General features: G+C 70.2%; 13 protein-coding genes. 7 read left to right on the forward strand and 6 right to left on the reverse strand.

Annotation, left to right across the window (positions count from 1 at the left end; genetic code table 11):
• Positions 1-22 precede the first annotated feature (22 nt).
• Positions 23-802, reverse strand: coding sequence for a hypothetical protein (locus tag G3I60_RS19005; RefSeq protein ID WP_164294131.1), 780 nt, complete (start codon positions 800-802; stop codon positions 23-25).
• 329 nt (positions 803-1,131) lie between these two features.
• Here G3I60_RS19005 and G3I60_RS19010 point away from each other — a divergent pair, with 329 nt between their 5' ends.
• Together G3I60_RS19010 and G3I60_RS19015 are read left to right on the forward strand one after the other, a co-directional pair.
• A complete protein-coding gene (locus tag G3I60_RS19010) occupies positions 1,132-2,367 on the forward strand; it encodes a S8 family peptidase (RefSeq protein ID WP_269285430.1) in 1,236 nt (411 codons plus the stop codon).
• Between the two features lie 229 nt (positions 2,368-2,596).
• Positions 2,597-3,376 carry a VOC family protein gene (locus G3I60_RS19015; protein ID WP_138356657.1) on the forward strand — a complete coding sequence of 260 codons (780 nt, stop codon included), beginning with the start codon at positions 2,597-2,599 and terminating at the stop codon, positions 3,374-3,376.
• Positions 3,377-4,380: 1,004 nt separating this feature from the next.
• Here the strand turns inward: G3I60_RS19015 and G3I60_RS19020 are convergent.
• The 4 genes from G3I60_RS19020 to G3I60_RS19035 form a co-directional block, all read right to left on the reverse strand.
• Positions 4,381-5,172 (reverse strand): maleylpyruvate isomerase family mycothiol-dependent enzyme, encoded by a 792-nt coding sequence (locus tag G3I60_RS19020; RefSeq protein ID WP_164294133.1) that lies wholly within the window; start codon positions 5,170-5,172, stop codon positions 4,381-4,383.
• Between the two features lie 73 nt (positions 5,173-5,245).
• Complete coding sequence (locus G3I60_RS19025; RefSeq protein WP_138356660.1) at positions 5,246-6,064, reverse strand: tyrosinase family protein; 819 nt, start codon at positions 6,062-6,064, stop codon at positions 5,246-5,248.
• 98 nt (positions 6,065-6,162) lie between these two features.
• Positions 6,163-6,573 (reverse strand): tyrosinase cofactor, encoded by a 411-nt coding sequence (locus G3I60_RS19030; RefSeq protein ID WP_164294134.1) that lies wholly within the window; start codon positions 6,571-6,573, stop codon positions 6,163-6,165.
• 572 nt (positions 6,574-7,145) lie between these two features.
• Positions 7,146-7,430, reverse strand: a complete 285-nt coding sequence (locus G3I60_RS19035) for a hypothetical protein (protein WP_138356662.1) — start codon at positions 7,428-7,430, stop codon at positions 7,146-7,148.
• Between the two features lie 215 nt (positions 7,431-7,645).
• On the opposite strand from G3I60_RS19035, the gene G3I60_RS19040 reads away from it, so the two are divergent.
• From G3I60_RS19040 to G3I60_RS19055, 4 genes are all read left to right on the forward strand, one after another.
• Complete coding sequence (locus G3I60_RS19040) at positions 7,646-8,839, forward strand: EfeM/EfeO family lipoprotein (protein WP_343241958.1); 1,194 nt, start codon at positions 7,646-7,648, stop codon at positions 8,837-8,839.
• Positions 8,836-10,104: an iron uptake transporter deferrochelatase/peroxidase subunit gene (efeB, locus tag G3I60_RS19045; RefSeq protein ID WP_164294135.1), complete on the forward strand. Its 1,269-nt coding sequence runs from the start codon at positions 8,836-8,838 to the stop codon at positions 10,102-10,104. Before G3I60_RS19040 ends, efeB begins: the two co-directional genes overlap by 4 nt.
• Positions 10,105-10,288: 184 nt before the next feature.
• Positions 10,289-12,163, forward strand: coding sequence for a phospholipase C (locus G3I60_RS19050; RefSeq protein WP_164294136.1), 1,875 nt, complete (start codon positions 10,289-10,291; stop codon positions 12,161-12,163).
• A 124-nt stretch (positions 12,164-12,287) separates the two neighbouring features.
• Positions 12,288-12,632, forward strand: a complete 345-nt coding sequence (locus G3I60_RS19055; RefSeq protein WP_343241043.1) for a hypothetical protein — start codon at positions 12,288-12,290, stop codon at positions 12,630-12,632.
• Positions 12,633-12,664: 32 nt separating this feature from the next.
• Here the strand turns inward: G3I60_RS19055 and G3I60_RS19060 are convergent, their stop codons facing one another.
• Entirely contained in the window at positions 12,665-13,285 is a 621-nt protein-coding gene (locus G3I60_RS19060) for a TetR/AcrR family transcriptional regulator (RefSeq protein WP_343241957.1), read from the reverse strand.
• A 53-nt stretch (positions 13,286-13,338) separates the two neighbouring features.
• On the opposite strand from G3I60_RS19060, the gene G3I60_RS19065 reads away from it, so the two are divergent.
• Positions 13,339-14,667 (forward strand): aldehyde dehydrogenase family protein, encoded by a 1,329-nt coding sequence (locus G3I60_RS19065; RefSeq protein ID WP_164294137.1) that lies wholly within the window; start codon positions 13,339-13,341, stop codon positions 14,665-14,667.
• Positions 14,668-14,726: the final 59 nt, after the last annotated feature.

Genomic DNA, 14,726 nt, shown 5'->3' on the forward strand with positions numbered 1-14,726 from the left:
TTTCACCCGGGTCGCTCGTCGATCAGGCGGTGTTCGCCCACACCGTGACGTTCAGTACGACATAGGCCGGCTGGGCCGACGAGATCGTGACGCCGGCCATTCTGCCGTTCTCGATCAGACAGAACGATGTTCCCGGAGCGCTGTCGGCCTGATTGGCGAACACGGTGTTACTCGCACAGGCCTCGTAATTGGGTGTGCTGCCGGCCGGAAGACTCAGCATCTTGTCCCCGTTGATGGGCACGAACACCAGATGGTCCGCGGGCGCGGCCGTGCCCAGATCCCCTAATCCCGTCGTGCTGAACTGGGACTGCGTGGGCTTCGTGGGGCCAAGGGGTATGGAGTGGCCAAAACCGAGATTGACGCTGTAGCTGCCGAGAACCGTTCCGTTGCTCGAGGCGGGCGGCGACTCCGGCGACGAAGTGGTCGGATCGGGTCCGGGAGTGGTCGGCGGGGTCGTCACCTTGGCCGGCGGCGCCGTGACGGTGATGGTCGGGCCAGGCTCGGGCGAGGCGACATTGTGGCCGACGACGGCGCCGACTCCGAAGGTCGCCAGCGCGGAGGCCAGCACGGTGACGATGCCGACGACGTTGGTCAGCAGTTCTCTGATGTTCGTCAGCGTCGTGTTGAGGTCGCTCCGGCCGGCGGCCGCGTTCGGCGGGGCACCCTCCGGTGGATTTACCGGTCGCGGCGGATTGCCCGGTCGCGGAATACCGGGCGTCGGATTGCCCGGGGCCGGATTGCCCGGGGTCGGATCGCTCGGCTCCGGAGCGCTCGGCCGTGTGGTGCCGGACTGATTGGACATGATCTGGTTCCCCCCAGAGTTTTGGACGGACTCGCGCCGTAGTCAGGTCCGGACTTTCCCCAAGATCACGCCGCGGAGCGCGAGATCCATTTCCTGGCCACTACGGCTCGAACACCCACTGGACAGATTAGGAGAAACCCTTATCCTCCACAGCACTTCTCGCAGACTGCCCCAAGGCACCCGCTACCGGCGAACTCATTCGGCCTGATTCGGTTTGCGTTCCCTTGACGGTGCGATCGAGGAGCGGGCCCGTGCCCCTGGCGCAGAAATTACGCGACTCGCGGCATATGACCTGGAATATGAATGTTCGCGCATGATTGCCTGCGCCAGTGAAAACCAGAAGCAAGCTCGCCATCGCGACCGCCGTCACCGCTGCCCTGGTGACCGCAGGTCCGCTGTCCGCCGCCGCGAAGCCCGGCCCCGCCGGGGCGGGCGCACCCGTTCTCGCGCCGCTCCGCGTCCCGGCGTCGTCCCCCATCGCCGACCAGTACATCGTCCAGCTCAAGCCGAAGGCCAACGTCGCCGATGCGGTGACCAAGTCCGGGGTGCCCTCCCTGTTCAGGTTCAGCAGGGTGCTCCGGGGCTTCGGCGCCAAGATGTCGGCCGCTCAGCTGGCCAAGGTCAGGGCGAACCCGAACGTCCTGGCCGTGGAGCAGGACGCCGAGTTCCGCGCGCCGGAGCCCGGCACCCCGGCGAAGACGACCGCGGCCGCCGGCGCGGTGGCGCCTTCGGCGTCCTGGGGCCTGGACCGGATCGACCAGCCGAACCTGCCGCTGGACAACACCTTCACCGTGACCGCCACGGGTGCCGGCGCCAACGCCTATGTCCTCGACTCCGGCATCGATTACAACCACAGTGAGTTCGAGGGCCGCGCCGTCCCCGGCTTCGACGCGTTCCCGTCCCAGGGGCGCAACGGAGCGGACTGCGAGGGACACGGCACCCACGTCGCGGGCACCATCGGCGGCAAGACGTACGGCGTCGCACGCCAGGCGACGCTGATCAGCGTCCGGGTCCTCGACTGTGCCGGCAAGAGCAGCAGTCTGAAAGTCATCGCCGGACTCGAATGGGCGGGAGCGAACGCGGCGATGAACCCCGGCAAGCCGGCGGTCCTCAACGCCTCACTCGGCGGCCCGGTGTCCTCCATGGTCAACAGCGCCGTCAGCTCCCTCCTTGACCTGGGCGTCCTGCCCGTCGTCGCGGCGGGGAACGAAGCGACCGACGCCTGCACCACCTCCCCGGCGTCGGCGGGGAGCGTCGTGGCCGTCGGCGCGAGCAACCGGCAGGACCAGGAGACCGACTTCTCCAACTACGGCAAGTGCGTGTCGCTCTACGCCCCCGGACAGGCCATCGTGTCGGCCAAGCTCGGCGGCGGCAGCGTCGCTCTGGACGGCACCTCCATGGCCTCTCCGCATGTCGCCGGGACCGCGCTGCTGTACAAGACCACCCACCCGGCCGCGACTCCGCAGGACATCACGGCCTGGTTGGCGGACACCGCCACCAAGGGCGTCCTGAGCTCGGTCAGCAAGACCTCCCCCAACAAGCTCTTGTTCACCGACGGCATCTGACCCGCCCAGGACCCGGACCCCGCACCGCGGACCCCGCACCGCGCGGCCGGCGGGCCGGCGGCTCCAGGCCCACAGGAGCCGCCGGCCCCCGTTTTCGAGGCCGCCGCTCCGCCATTCGCGATGTCCTCCGGTGGGCGTTTCGCTACGATCCGCTAGGGATCGTTCACCTCGGGGTGGATCTCCCCGCGCTCATGCTCCGACCGCATTCGCGAGAGGCAGGATCGTCACGATGCTCACGACCGACTTCACCACCGGCGCACCCAACTGGCTCGACCTCGCCAGCCCCGACACCACGGCGACGGCCGGCTTCTACGCGGCGGTCTTCGGCTGGACCTTCGAGTCCGCCGGCCCCGACGCGGGCGGCTACGGCTTGTTCCAGAAGGACGGCAAGACGGTCGCGGCCCTGGGGCAGCTCACCGAGGAGGGCGCCGCCCCGGCCTGGACGGTGTACTTCCGGACCCCGGACGCGGACGCCACCGCCAAGGCGGTCGAGCAGGCCGGTGGGACCGTGCGGGTCGAGCCCTTCGACGTCATGGACGCGGGACGGATGTCGTGCCTCACCGACCCGGGCGGCGCCGAGTTCGCCGTCTGGCAGCCGGGGGCGGTCAAAGGCCTGGAGAAGACGTCGGAACACAACACGCTGCTCTGGGTCGAGCTGCACGTTCCTGACCCGTCGGCCGCGCTGTCCTTCTACCGTTCGCTCTTCGGCTGGCGGTCGAGCGAGATGAAGATGCCCGGAATGACCTACACCGTGCTCTCCACCGCCGAGGGCGAGCAGGAGGACGCTTCGTTCGGCGGAATGGTCGCCGCCCAGGGGAGCATGGAGCCGCGCTGGATTCCGTACTTCGACGCGGCTGACGCGGACGACATCGTCACCCGGGTGCAGGAGAACGGCGGCACCGTCCTCGCACCCGCCGAGGACGTACCGGACGTCGGCCGGATCGCCTGGCTCGCCGACCCGTTCGGCGCGCCCTTCGCCGTCCTCAAGCCCCGCCCCCGAACTGCCTGACCCCATCGGGAGGGTGGTGCGGACCGGGGACCCCGGGCCGCAGCCGCATGAGTGGGTCAGCGAATCGATCATCATCGTCAGCAGCTGCTTCCGCCGGTCCCCGCCTCCGACGACCCAGATGTGCAGTTCCGCCGCCCCGTCCCGCACGGGCGTGGTCCGGGACACCTCGCCGACCTTGAGCACATCCCGCGAAGCCGCCGGCGTGGCCGCCATGAGAGCGACACACGCGACCGCGACGACGGAGGGCACCGCCCGGCCTGCCGTTCGGGCCCTCCCGGACCTGACTGCGGCCTGCTCCGACCGGGATCCCGAGCCCGGCGCCGGCCAGGTAGGCCGCCCAGGTGGCGAGCCCCACCGAGAAGCCGAGCAGCAACAGCGGGTCGATCGCTCCGATCCAGGTCAACGGCAGTGACCGGCTGCTGACGCCGGTGCCGAGGTCCAGGAACCGGCCCGCCACGAGTCCCAGGCCGAGAGCGAGCCCGACAAGTGCCGGCAGGCCCCGGACGTTCCCGCCGGCTCGCCGGAAATCGGCGTACCGCCGGCCCGAGACCGCCAGGAGCGCCGCCACCGCCGCACTCCACCCGACCTGCAGTGCGGTGGACCAGCTGTTGCCCGCATGGGACAGGCCCGACTCGGTGGTGGCCAGTGCCACATGACCCCACGCCACCTGCACGGCCAACCCGCCCGCCAGGGCTTCCACGACTCCGGGGCGCAACAGGACACGAGGTTGGGCCAGGGCCGCCGTCCGCGCCGGCCGGGAGGGATGCTTGGCCCACGCGGCACGCCACCACGGGATCCGTCAGCCACGTCGGCGGACGGGCCGGCGTGGCACGGGCGACCAGGGTGCGTAGTTCCTCGGCGAGCGCCGGGTCGGCCTGACCGGCGGGGGGAGGAAGTTGCCGGAACCTATGCCCTTCGGCGAGAACCCGCCGGACAGCGCCGGGACGGGCTCGGCCGGGTCGCGGTCGACGGGCCGATACCGCGTCGAAATCCGGGAGGGCGCGTCACCCGAAGCCGATGCGTTCCAGCCAGAAGTCGAGCAGTTCCACATCGCCGATGATCTCGATGCTCTCGGTGCGGACCGGAAGGCGTTTGTAGATGATCAGTAGGAGGTCGGACAGCGGGCCGCGTACGGCGACGGCGGCCTTTTCGTGGGCCCGGCGCCAGACGATGGCGTCGCCGGTGAGATCGATCAGCCACTCCGCCGCCGCCTGCGGCGGGGTGTCCGTGGCGTGGAAGTGCAGGGTGCGGCCGGGGCCGAGGAGTTCGCGCATCCAGGGGTGGACCTCGAAGTGCATCGGCAGAGCGCCGAGCTCCATCCACTCGTCGATGCCGTCGAGGGCGACCTCCTGCTCGGCGGTGAACTTCTTGCCGATCGCCAGGGTCGCGTCGGCCCGGTGGATGACCGTCTCGTGCAGGAACCGGCGCGCGTAGAACGCGGTGGTGCCCCCGGTGACCGGGGTCCACACCTTCGTGTCCGGCCCGGCGCCGCGCAGCGTTTCCGCCAGCTGCGCGGCGCCCTCGACGAGCCACGGTCCGAGCACCGCGGGATCCTCGTGGGTGTACGCGGACAGATCACGGAAGTGATCGTCCGGGATCGGCTCCAGGACCCGCTTCCGGACCACTTCCTCGGCCCAGCGCTGGCCGCCGCCGAGATGCCGCAGCAGCTGGCCGGCGTTCCACCCGGGGCAGGAGGGCACCGGGACCGTGAGGTCCGCACCCTCGATGGAGGCGTACAACAAGCCGGTCTGCGCGACGATCTCGGAGCAATAGCGGTCATGGCTCAAAGCGCTCATGACGTCACGATAGACCGCACCTCCGACAGCGCCACCGCTCCTGGTCCGCGCCTCCGCCGCCGGGCGGGTCAGGTCACGCGTACGTGTAGCGGGAGGTGTGGTCGAGCAGGTCGGCCGGAGTGATGTCGTTCCACGGCTTCATGGTGTCGCGCAGGTCGACGACGTCCGGCGTCCCCGCGGCCGGCAGGTACGGCGAGGTCGGGTGCAGTCGCTGCCAGTCCGCCCACAGCTTGTCTATGAAGCAGTGGTGCAGCCAGAACACCGGGTCGTTGGGCGACACGCCGGTGCCCATCTGGCCGCCGACCCACACATGGACCCGGTTGTGCAGATTGACTCCGCGCCAGCCCTCCAGGTGGTTGCGGAAGCCGTTCGACTGGCTGTTCCACGGCGCCATGTCGTACACGGGCATGGCGAGGACGGAATCGACCTCGGCCCGGGTCGGCAGGGGGCGGCCTCCGCCGCCGAGCTGGCGGCGCAGATAGTTGCGGGAGTCGACGCGGACGTTCACCGCCCACCGTCCGGAGTTGAAGGCGAACGGGCCGGTGGTCACCTGCGCGTCGCTGGCGCGCCCGTCGCCGCCGAGGAAGTCCGCGCCCCACAGGGAGGCGGACGCCGTACGGTCCCGGGTCCAGTCCCAGTACGGCAGCATGACCGAGGAGTCGACGGACTGCAGCGCCTGCTCGAACTCGAGAAGGAATCTGCGGTGCCAGGGCAGGAAGGACGGCGATCGGTGGCCGACCCGCTCCCCGTTGTCGACGTCGGACATGATGAACGCGTTGTGCGTGGTGACGAAATCGTCGTACCGGCCACTGCGCTTGAGTTCCAGTACGGCGTCGGTGAAGGCACGCTTCTGTGCGGCGGTGAGGTTCGCTTGGTTCTGACGGACTGCCATGAAGAGTCTTCGTCCTTTGCGGGTGGTTCGGGTTCCGACGGGTCGCGTCGCGACGGGTCGGATTAAGGTGCGGCGGTTCGGGTCGGGCGACGATCGGGTCAGACAGCGACCGGGACGAGCGCGGCGCCCTGCAGTTCGAGCACCGCGGCCCGGGCCGCAGCACGCGGCGTGGCGAACGTCTCGTAGTGGTTCACGACGCTGATCCAGGAGGAGTCGGCGTTCTGCATCACATGCAGTTCCTTGCCGTCCACGAACACCGCGTAGCCCGGCCCCCCGTGGTGGTGTCCGCCGGCGGCCTGCGGCGCGCCGTGTATGCGCCGGCCCCGGTAGGTCTCGTCGAACGCCTCAGGTCCGGTGTGCGGGACGGACCCCGCGGTGTTGTCGATGTCGTTCCCGGTGCCCCGGGCGGCCAGCGCCACCGGCAGGCCCAGCGCGACCCCGGTGAACGCGGCGGCGGCAACGCCGGTGACGGCGCCGCGCAGCACGCTGCGGCGGGTGAGTTCAGACATGTACGGCCCCCATCTTGTCGCCTTCGGGTACATCGACCCCAGAAGGCAGGAATCCCAACGGGTAGTCACATTTCGTGATCTCCCGACCGGGATGTTCGCAGGCGGCGGCCGCGAGTGGAAAGGAGTGTCTTACCCGTTGGCTCCTTACCGGACATTCCCTCGCAAGATGTGGAAAGTTGAACGGAGTGGATCTTGCAGAACGTCCGGCGCTATGCGGGTTCAGACGCGAAAATCTCCTGAATGAAGCCGAAGGAGCGACAAATCCTCGGGTTGTACGGGAATTATGGTGATGTCCCCCACCAAAAGATCACGACGCAAAAGTGTTCGACGGTGAGCAGCGGACCGGCCGCCAGGAGCGCCGCGGCGGCGGACGCGGAGGTGGATCACGAGGTGGATCACGGGCTGGATCAAACAGCGCGGCCGGGCCCCGAGGGCGCACCATCACGCCCCGGGACCCGGCCGTTGACCGGACTTCAACCATGACACCTGCGACGGATCACCCTCGTGGATCAGAACCACGGAGTGCAGCGCGCCGTTCGTTGCCGGCCTGCGCAGGGTGAAGGAACGCAGGCTCACGCCACGAGGCGGGGCGGCATCGTCCGGTCGACGTCGTCCAGGCTCAGGACGCACTGGGGCACGCTGGAGCCGAAGCGTGGCTGGTGGATGCGGATCTGGAACGGCTGGGCGGGGTCTTCCGGCAGTTCGGCCGTCAGCACACTCGACCCGGCGCGGACACGCTGGTGGGCGACTTCCTTGCCGTCGACCAACACCTCGACGTCACGGCTCACGCCGGAGCGGATGTTGACGGTGATCGAATGGCCGAGATGATCCAGGTGGAAATGATGTCGTCGGGGCACAGCGCACCTCCGGAGCGGACCTCACTACCAGCGTAAACCCGTCCTTCGACTCCCGCGCTTCGCCCTACCATGCAACGACGCCGCCTTCCCGCCGCCGACATCCTTGGAGGCCCGCTGTGCCCGGCCCCGTCTCCGACCCCGGCCAGGACACCGACGATCCTGCGGGGCAGGTCGGAGATCCTGGCCGGCCGCCGTGGCACCGACGCCGCCGGCAGGTGTGGCTGGCGGGAGGCGTGGTCGCCTCCGTGGCACTGATCGCGGGGGTCGCCCTGTGGGCGGGGTCGCCGGACGGCCCGCAGACGGCGGACGACCCCGCGCCGCCGCACGCGGACGATGGTCTGCCGCACACCTCCGTGGAGGTGTCGCGGAGCAGCTGCGGACAGGGATGGGTACACCCACAACCGGGGACGCAGGTGTTCGATCTCCGCAACACCTCCAGCGGGGCCGCCGAGGTCGACCTCCTGGATCCGGCCACCGGCGCGGTCTACGGCGAGGTGGAGGGGTTGGCGCCCGGCACGACCCGGCCGATGCGCGTGCTGCTGGGGAACGGTACGTACGCGTTCAAGTGCTTGCCCGACGACGCGGACGCCGTCACCGGTCCCACGGTACGGGTGAGCGGAGGGTCGGCCGCGCGGGGACCGGCCGCCGTGCCCGTGACGGCGCACGATCTCATCCCGCCGACGTTGGCCTACCAGCAGTGGATCCAGGCCGGAACCGTCGAGCTGGCGGAGCGGACCGCTGCGCTGAAGGACGCCGTCGACGCCGGCGACCTGGCGACGGCCCGGCGCGCGTGGCTGCCCGCGCATCTGGTCTACGAGCGGATGGGCGCGGCGTACGGAACGTTCGGGGACGCGGACTCCGCGATCAACGGAACGACGGCAGGGCTGCCCGGCGGCCTTGCCGACCCCGGCTTCGCGGGGTTCCACCGCGTCGAGTACGGGCTGTGGCACGGGGAGTCCGCGGCGTCGCTGCGCGGGCCCGCTGACGATCTCGCCGAGGCGGTGCGGGCGCTGCGGGACGGGTGGCCGCAGGAGCGGATGGATCCGGGGGATCTGGGGCTGCGCGCGCACGAGATCCTGGAGAACACCGTGCAGCGGGAACTGACCGGACGCACCGACTACGGCAGCGGCAGCAACCTCGCCACCGCCCGCGCCAATCTCGACGGGACACGTGAGCTGCTCGGCCGGCTGCGCCCGCTGCTGGCGACCCGGTTCCCTGAACTGCCGCGACTGGACGCCTGGTTGGACCGCACCCAGCACACCCTCGACTCCTTCGACCACGACGGGACCTGGGCTCCGCTGGGCACGCTGCCCCGCGCGGACCGGCAGCGGATCAACAGTGACATGAGTGAACTGGTGGAGCGGCTGGCCCCGGTGGCGGCCCTGTGCGATGTGCGGAGAACGACATGAGCCAGGTGCGACGACGCGGATTCCTGCGCGGTGCGGCCGCCGGTATCGGTACGGCGGTGGCCGGAGCCGCGGTGTCGGGAGCCGCCGTGTCGGACGCCGGGCCCAGCGCGGCCACGTCCGCCGCCGACTCCACGGACACGCCCACCGCGCCCGGTGACTTTCACGGTGCGCACCAGGGCGGAATCCTCACGCCGCCGCAGCGCGCCACGGCGATGGTCTCGTTCGACGTGACCGCCGAGGGCCGCCGGGAGCTGACGGAGCTCCTCCGTACGCTCACCGACCGGGCCCGGTTCCTGGCCGCCGGCGGGACCCCGCCCCCGGTCGGGATCACCGCACCGCCGTCCGACTCCGGCGTGCTCGGCCCGCAGCTCCCGTCGGGTGGTCTGACCGTCACGGCCGGGGTGGGGAGCTCCCTGTTCGACGGCCGCTTCGAACTGACGGACCTCAAGCCGTCGCGGCTGGGCGTGATGCCGTCGTTCCCCGACGACGATCTGGACCCGGCCTGGTGCCACGGCGATCTGAGCCTGCAGCTGTCCGCGTCCAGCCCGGACGTCGTGCTGCACGCGCTGCGCGACATCGTCCGCCACACCCGCGGCGGTCTGCAGGTGCGCTGGCGGATGGACGGCTTCACCAGCCCGCCCCGCCCGAGCGGCACGCCCCGCAACCACCTCGGGTTCAAGGACGGCACCGCCAACCCGGACACGGCGAAGGCGACCGAGGCGGACCGGCTGCTCTGGGTGGGCGCGGGCGCCGAACCGCGGTGGACCGCCGGCGGCACCTACCAGGTGGTGCGGCTGATCCGGATGCTCGTCGAGTTCTGGGACCGGGTCTCGATCACCGAGCAGGAACGGATGTTCGGCCGCAGCCGCGACACCGGCGCGCCGCTGGACGGTGACGCCGAGTTCGACGCGCCCAGGTACATGCAGGATCCCAAAGGCGATGTGATCCCGCTCGACAGTCATATCCGCCTCGCCAACCCCCGCACCCCGCAGACCGAGGGCCAGCGCATCCTGCGCCGCGGCTACAACTACGACCGGGGCATGGACAGCAACGGCAACCTCGACATGGGGCTGATCTTCTCCTGCTACCAGCAGGACCTGGTCCGGCAGTTCGAGACCGTGCAGAAGCGCCTCGCGGGCGAGCCGTTGGTGGACTACGTCCAGCCGTTCGGGGGCGGCTACTTCTTCGTCCTGCCCGGAGTCCGGGACCGCACCGACTGGCTGGGACGGGCCCTGCTCACCCAGAACCCGCATATACGCCCATAGCAGTCGAAGACTTCGGTGACGCCCCGCCCGGAACGGTCAACGGCAAGTCAAGCGTTGGCCTGTTGTTCCTGACCGGCTGTTCATCCGCACGACACTGATAGGCGGTCAGGGTGTCGCGGGCCGAACGAAGGATCGCGTTCCGTAACCTACATCGCGACCGGTCGACAGCGGAGGCTGACAGAACATGGGCAACGCAGGAAGAGCGACGGGTGCCGGACGCCGGGCCGCGCGCTGGGGAGCATGCGCAGGTGCCGCGGCACTCACCCTCCTCAGCGGGGCGGGCCCCGCCCGGGCGGACTCCCCCGACCACCACCCCGGCGGCGCGACGGCCACCCCGGTCAAGCATCTGGTGGTCATCTTCCAGGAGAACGTCTCGTTCGACCACTACTTCGGCACCTACCCGGTGGCGGCGAACACCGACGGTACGACGTTCACCGCGGACAAGCGCACCCCGAAGAACATCGACACCCTGCGCACCGCCGGCCTGCTGAAGAAGAACCCGAACCAGTACCTGCCCAAGCGCCTCGGCCCGGAGCAGGCCATGACCTGCGACCAGAACCACAACTACGGCCCCGAGCAGTACGCGGCCAACGGCGGCAAGGCCGACGAGTACGTCCAGAACACCGACTCCGGCAAGTGCTCCGGCAACCTGTTCGGCGAGCCCGGCCTGGTCATGGACTACTACGACGGCAACACCGTCACTGCGCTGTGGAACTATGCCCAGCACTACTCGCTCGGCGACAACTCCTACGGCACGACCTACGGACCGTCGACCCCCGGCGCCATCAATCTGATCTCCGCGCAGACCCACGGAGTGATCTCCGTCGACCCGGCCTCCGGCACCGAGCACCCGAAGCAGACGGCGACGCCCGACCCGTACGCCGTCGTCTCGCCCGACGCCAAGGGCGTCGGCACGTTGATCAACGACCCGGACCCGGCCTTCGACGACTGCTCGGACGCCGACCACAGCAGCAAGAACGCCCTCGCGGTTCTGCAGGGCCGCAACATCGGTGATCTGCTCAACGCCCAGAAGGTCAGCTGGGGCTGGTTCCAGGGCGGATTCCGCCCCAGTACCGCCTGGGACGGGCAGCAGGGCCACTACGCGAAGTGCGCCGGCACCACCCACGCCAACCTGGGCGGCGCCCAGGTCGTCGACTACAGCCCGCACCACTCGCCGTTCCAGTACTACAGGTCGACGTCGAACCCGCACCACCTGGCGCCCGCGAGCGTCGCCGAGATCGGCCACAACGGGCCGGCCAACCACAACTACGACCTCACCGACTTCGACAGCGCGCTGAAGGCGGGGAACCTGCCCTCGGTCAGCTTCCTCAAGGCGCCGGAATTCCAGGACGGCCACGCCGCCTACTCCGACCCGATCGATGAGCAGCACTTCCTCGTCGAGCAGATCAACAAGGTGCAGCAGTCGCCGCAGTGGAAGGACACCGCCGTTGTCGTCGCCTACGACGACTCCGACGGCTGGTACGACCATGCCTACGCCAAGCCGGCGAACGGCTCGAAGAACACCGCGATCGGCTCCAACGGCAAGACGGTCGACAGCCCCGCCTGCCAGGCCGGCCCCGCCGCGGCCGGTGGCTACGCCGACCGCTGCGGCCCCGGCACGCGTCAGCCGCTGCTGGTCATCTCCCCCTACAGCAAGGTCAACTCCGTTGACCACACCCGCACCGAGCAGGCCTCGATCACCCGGTTCATCGAGGACAACTGGCACACCGACCGCATCGGTGACGCCTCCTTCGACACCCGTGCCGGATCGCTCGCGTCGGCCTTCGACTTCCAGCACCCCAACGGCAAGCAGGTGCTGCTCAACACGGACGGCTCGGTGAAGTCCGTCAAGGACATCCCCAAGAACCCGGTGCCGGTGCCCGCGCCGTCAGCGTCCACGGGTCCGGCCAGCAACATGGCTCCGCAGACGCTCGCCGACACCGGTTCCTCCTCGGCCGTCCTTCCCTTCGGCATCACCGCCGGAGTACTCGCGGCCGGCGGCGCCGGCCTCGCGCTGCTGATCCACCGCCGCAAGGCCCGCACGAACACCGCGCGGTAGAGAACCCCGAAGGAAGGCCGCCCCCAGGGATCTTGGGGGCGGCCTTCGACTCGCCCAGCGCGTGGGTGGCGTGGTGGTGAGCGGGGTGAGTGTCTGGATGTCGTGACGGGCCCGGATCGCCGCGATCTCCGCCTGGTCGGGCGGACCTCCGGCGCCGAGCACGGCCGCGCGTGCGGTGCTCAGCCAGTTCCGGGCCGCCGTCGGGGAGCTGCCGGACGATCCGCGATGCGCCGTCATGGTGGCCGAGCTGACCGAGGCCAGCCCGGAGTTCCGGGCGTGGTGGGCGGAGTACCCGGTCCGCTATTTCCGCCCGGCCACAACGGCGATCGATCACCCCCGGATCGGGCGGCTGGACCTGGAGATCTCCCAGGTGCGCCCGGTCGAGGATCCCGACCTGCTGCTCGTCCTGCAGGTGCCGGTGGGCGAGGACGGTCTCCAACGGGTTCTCACACTGCTCGACGATGTCTGAAGGCGGGAGCGGACGGTCGGCGGACCCGGCGGTCAGGCGGGGCGGGCCCCGAGGGCTCGCAGCAGGAACGGGCGCAGTTCGCGGGCCATCGCCTCGCCCGTGGGTGACGGCGAGGACGGGCCGGGCGTCAGGAACACCCGGCTGACCATCGCTCCCACCACCAGGTCGGCCAGCACGTGCGTGTCCTCCAGGGGCGGGATGTCGCCCCGCCCGACCGCGCGCGCCACCAGCACGGCGGCCCGGTCCCGGACGGGCTGGACGACGGCGTCGTCGAGGACCTGGGCCAGCGCCGGGTTGTGGGCTGCCTCACCGATCAGGACGTGCAGCAGCCGGCCTCCCGGTCCGTCCAGGGTTCTCGCCTTGTCCCGCAGGAGCGCGGTGAGGTCCCCGTCGAGGGTGCCGGTGTCCTCGCCCGGTCCGAGGTCACGGGCCCACTGGGTGGCCGTGCCGATGACCAGGTCCTGCTTCGAGCTCCACCGGCGGTAGAGCGTCGCCGTGGACACGCCGGCCCGTTTGGCGACCTCGGCCGTCGTCAGCCCGCCGTAACCCTTCTCGTACAGGACCTCGAGGGTGGCTTCGAGCAGGACGCGGTCACGGCCGATGTCACGGCGCCTGCCCCGTACCGGGGAATCGTTCTCGGTGTGCTCGGTCACGTCATCAGGGTATACGAAACGAAAGCTTTTCGTTTTGTGTACCGTTGGGTCTCATGACACACCATGACGAAACCCCGGACCTGGACGCCGCCGGCGTCGTCGACCGCCTGCGCTCCGCCTTCGCCACCGGCCGCACCAAGCCGACGGCCTGGCGCCGCGCCCAGCTCGAAGCCCTGCGCACCCTCCTCGTGGACAACAGCGACGAGATCACCGCTGCTCTGCGATCGGACCTGGGAAAGGGCCTCAAGGAGGGCTACCGGACGGAGGTGGGCTTCACGATCAACGAGATCGACCACACCCTCGAACACCTCGACACCTGGCTGGCCCCGCGCCCCGCCGCGCTTCCCGACAAGCTCCTGCCGGCGCAGGCGTACGTCGTCCGTGACCCGCTCGGCGTGGTCCTGGTCATCGCGCCGTGGAACTATCCCCTCCAGCTCGCCCTGACGCCGGTGGTCGGAGCGCTGGCGGCCGGCAATTGCGTCGTCGTCAAGCCCAGCGAGCTGGCGCCCGCGACCTCCGCCGCGATGGCCCGGCTCCTCCCCCGCTACCTCGACACCGAGGCCGTGGCGGTCGTCGAAGGCGCGATCCCGGAGACCACCGCGCTGCTGGAGAAGCATTTCGACCACATCTTCTACACCGGCAACGGTGCCGTCGGCCGGATCGTCATGACCGCCGCCGCCAAGCACCTGACGCCGGTCACGCTGGAGCTCGGCGGCAAGAGCCCCGTGGTCCTCGACCAGGACGCCGATCTGGCCGCGGCGGCGCAGCGGATCGCGTTCGGGAAGTTCCTCAACGCCGGCCAGACCTGCGTCGCCCCCGACTACGTGCTGGCCATCGGCGACACGGCCAAGGCCGTCGAGCCGCACCTCGCCTCGGCCGTGCACGATCTGTACGGCGCCGACCCCGCCGCTTCCGCCGAATACGGGCGCATCGTCAACGAGCGGCACTTCGACCGGCTCACCGGCCTCCTCGACAGCGGACGCACCGTGACCGGCGGCACGCACGACCGCGCGACGCGTTACCTGGCACCCACCGTGCTCGCCGATGTCGCCCCCGACTCCCCCGTCATGAAGGAGGAGATCTTCGGCCCGGTCCTGCCCATCGTGTCCGTGCCGGACCTCGACGCCGCGATCGCGTTCATCAACGAGCGCGACAAGCCGCTCGCCCTGTACGCGTTCACCGCGTCCGACGACACCAAGCAGCGCCTGCTGACCGAGACCTCCTCCGGCGCGCTCACCTTCGGCATCCCGGTGGCTCACCTCACCGCCCCGGAACTCCCCTTCGGCGGCGTCGGCGAGAGCGGGATGGGCCGGTATCACGGCGAGTACTCGATCGACACCTTCAGCCACAGCAAGGCGGTGCTGGACAAGCCGCTGTCGTGACGGGGGCTTGGGCGGGCGGCTGGACCGGGGTCGCGCCGGGCCGGATCGAATCGGACGGC

The organism is Streptomyces sp. SID13666, assembly GCF_010548325.1.
Classification (GTDB): domain Bacteria; phylum Actinomycetota; class Actinomycetes; order Streptomycetales; family Streptomycetaceae; genus Actinacidiphila; species Actinacidiphila fildesensis.

Bases quoted from the DNA above. Each gene is read 5' to 3' on its own strand.
- G3I60_RS19015 (WP_138356657.1), top strand. From the start codon at position 2,597: ATGCTCACGACCGACTTCACCACCGGCGCACCCAACTGGCTCGACCTC.
- G3I60_RS19005 (WP_164294131.1), bottom strand. From the start codon at position 802: ATGTCCAATCAGTCCGGCACCACACGGCCGAGCGCTCCGGAGCCGAGC.
- G3I60_RS19020 (WP_164294133.1), bottom strand. From the start codon at position 5,172: ATGAGCGCTTTGAGCCATGACCGCTATTGCTCCGAGATCGTCGCGCAG.
- efeB (WP_164294135.1), top strand. From the start codon at position 8,836: ATGAGCCAGGTGCGACGACGCGGATTCCTGCGCGGTGCGGCCGCCGGT.
- G3I60_RS19050 (WP_164294136.1), top strand. From the start codon at position 10,289: ATGGGCAACGCAGGAAGAGCGACGGGTGCCGGACGCCGGGCCGCGCGC.
- G3I60_RS19025 (WP_138356660.1), bottom strand. From the start codon at position 6,064: ATGGCAGTCCGTCAGAACCAAGCGAACCTCACCGCCGCACAGAAGCGT.
- G3I60_RS19065 (WP_164294137.1), top strand. From the start codon at position 13,339: ATGACACACCATGACGAAACCCCGGACCTGGACGCCGCCGGCGTCGTC.
- G3I60_RS19030 (WP_164294134.1), bottom strand. From the start codon at position 6,573: ATGTCTGAACTCACCCGCCGCAGCGTGCTGCGCGGCGCCGTCACCGGC.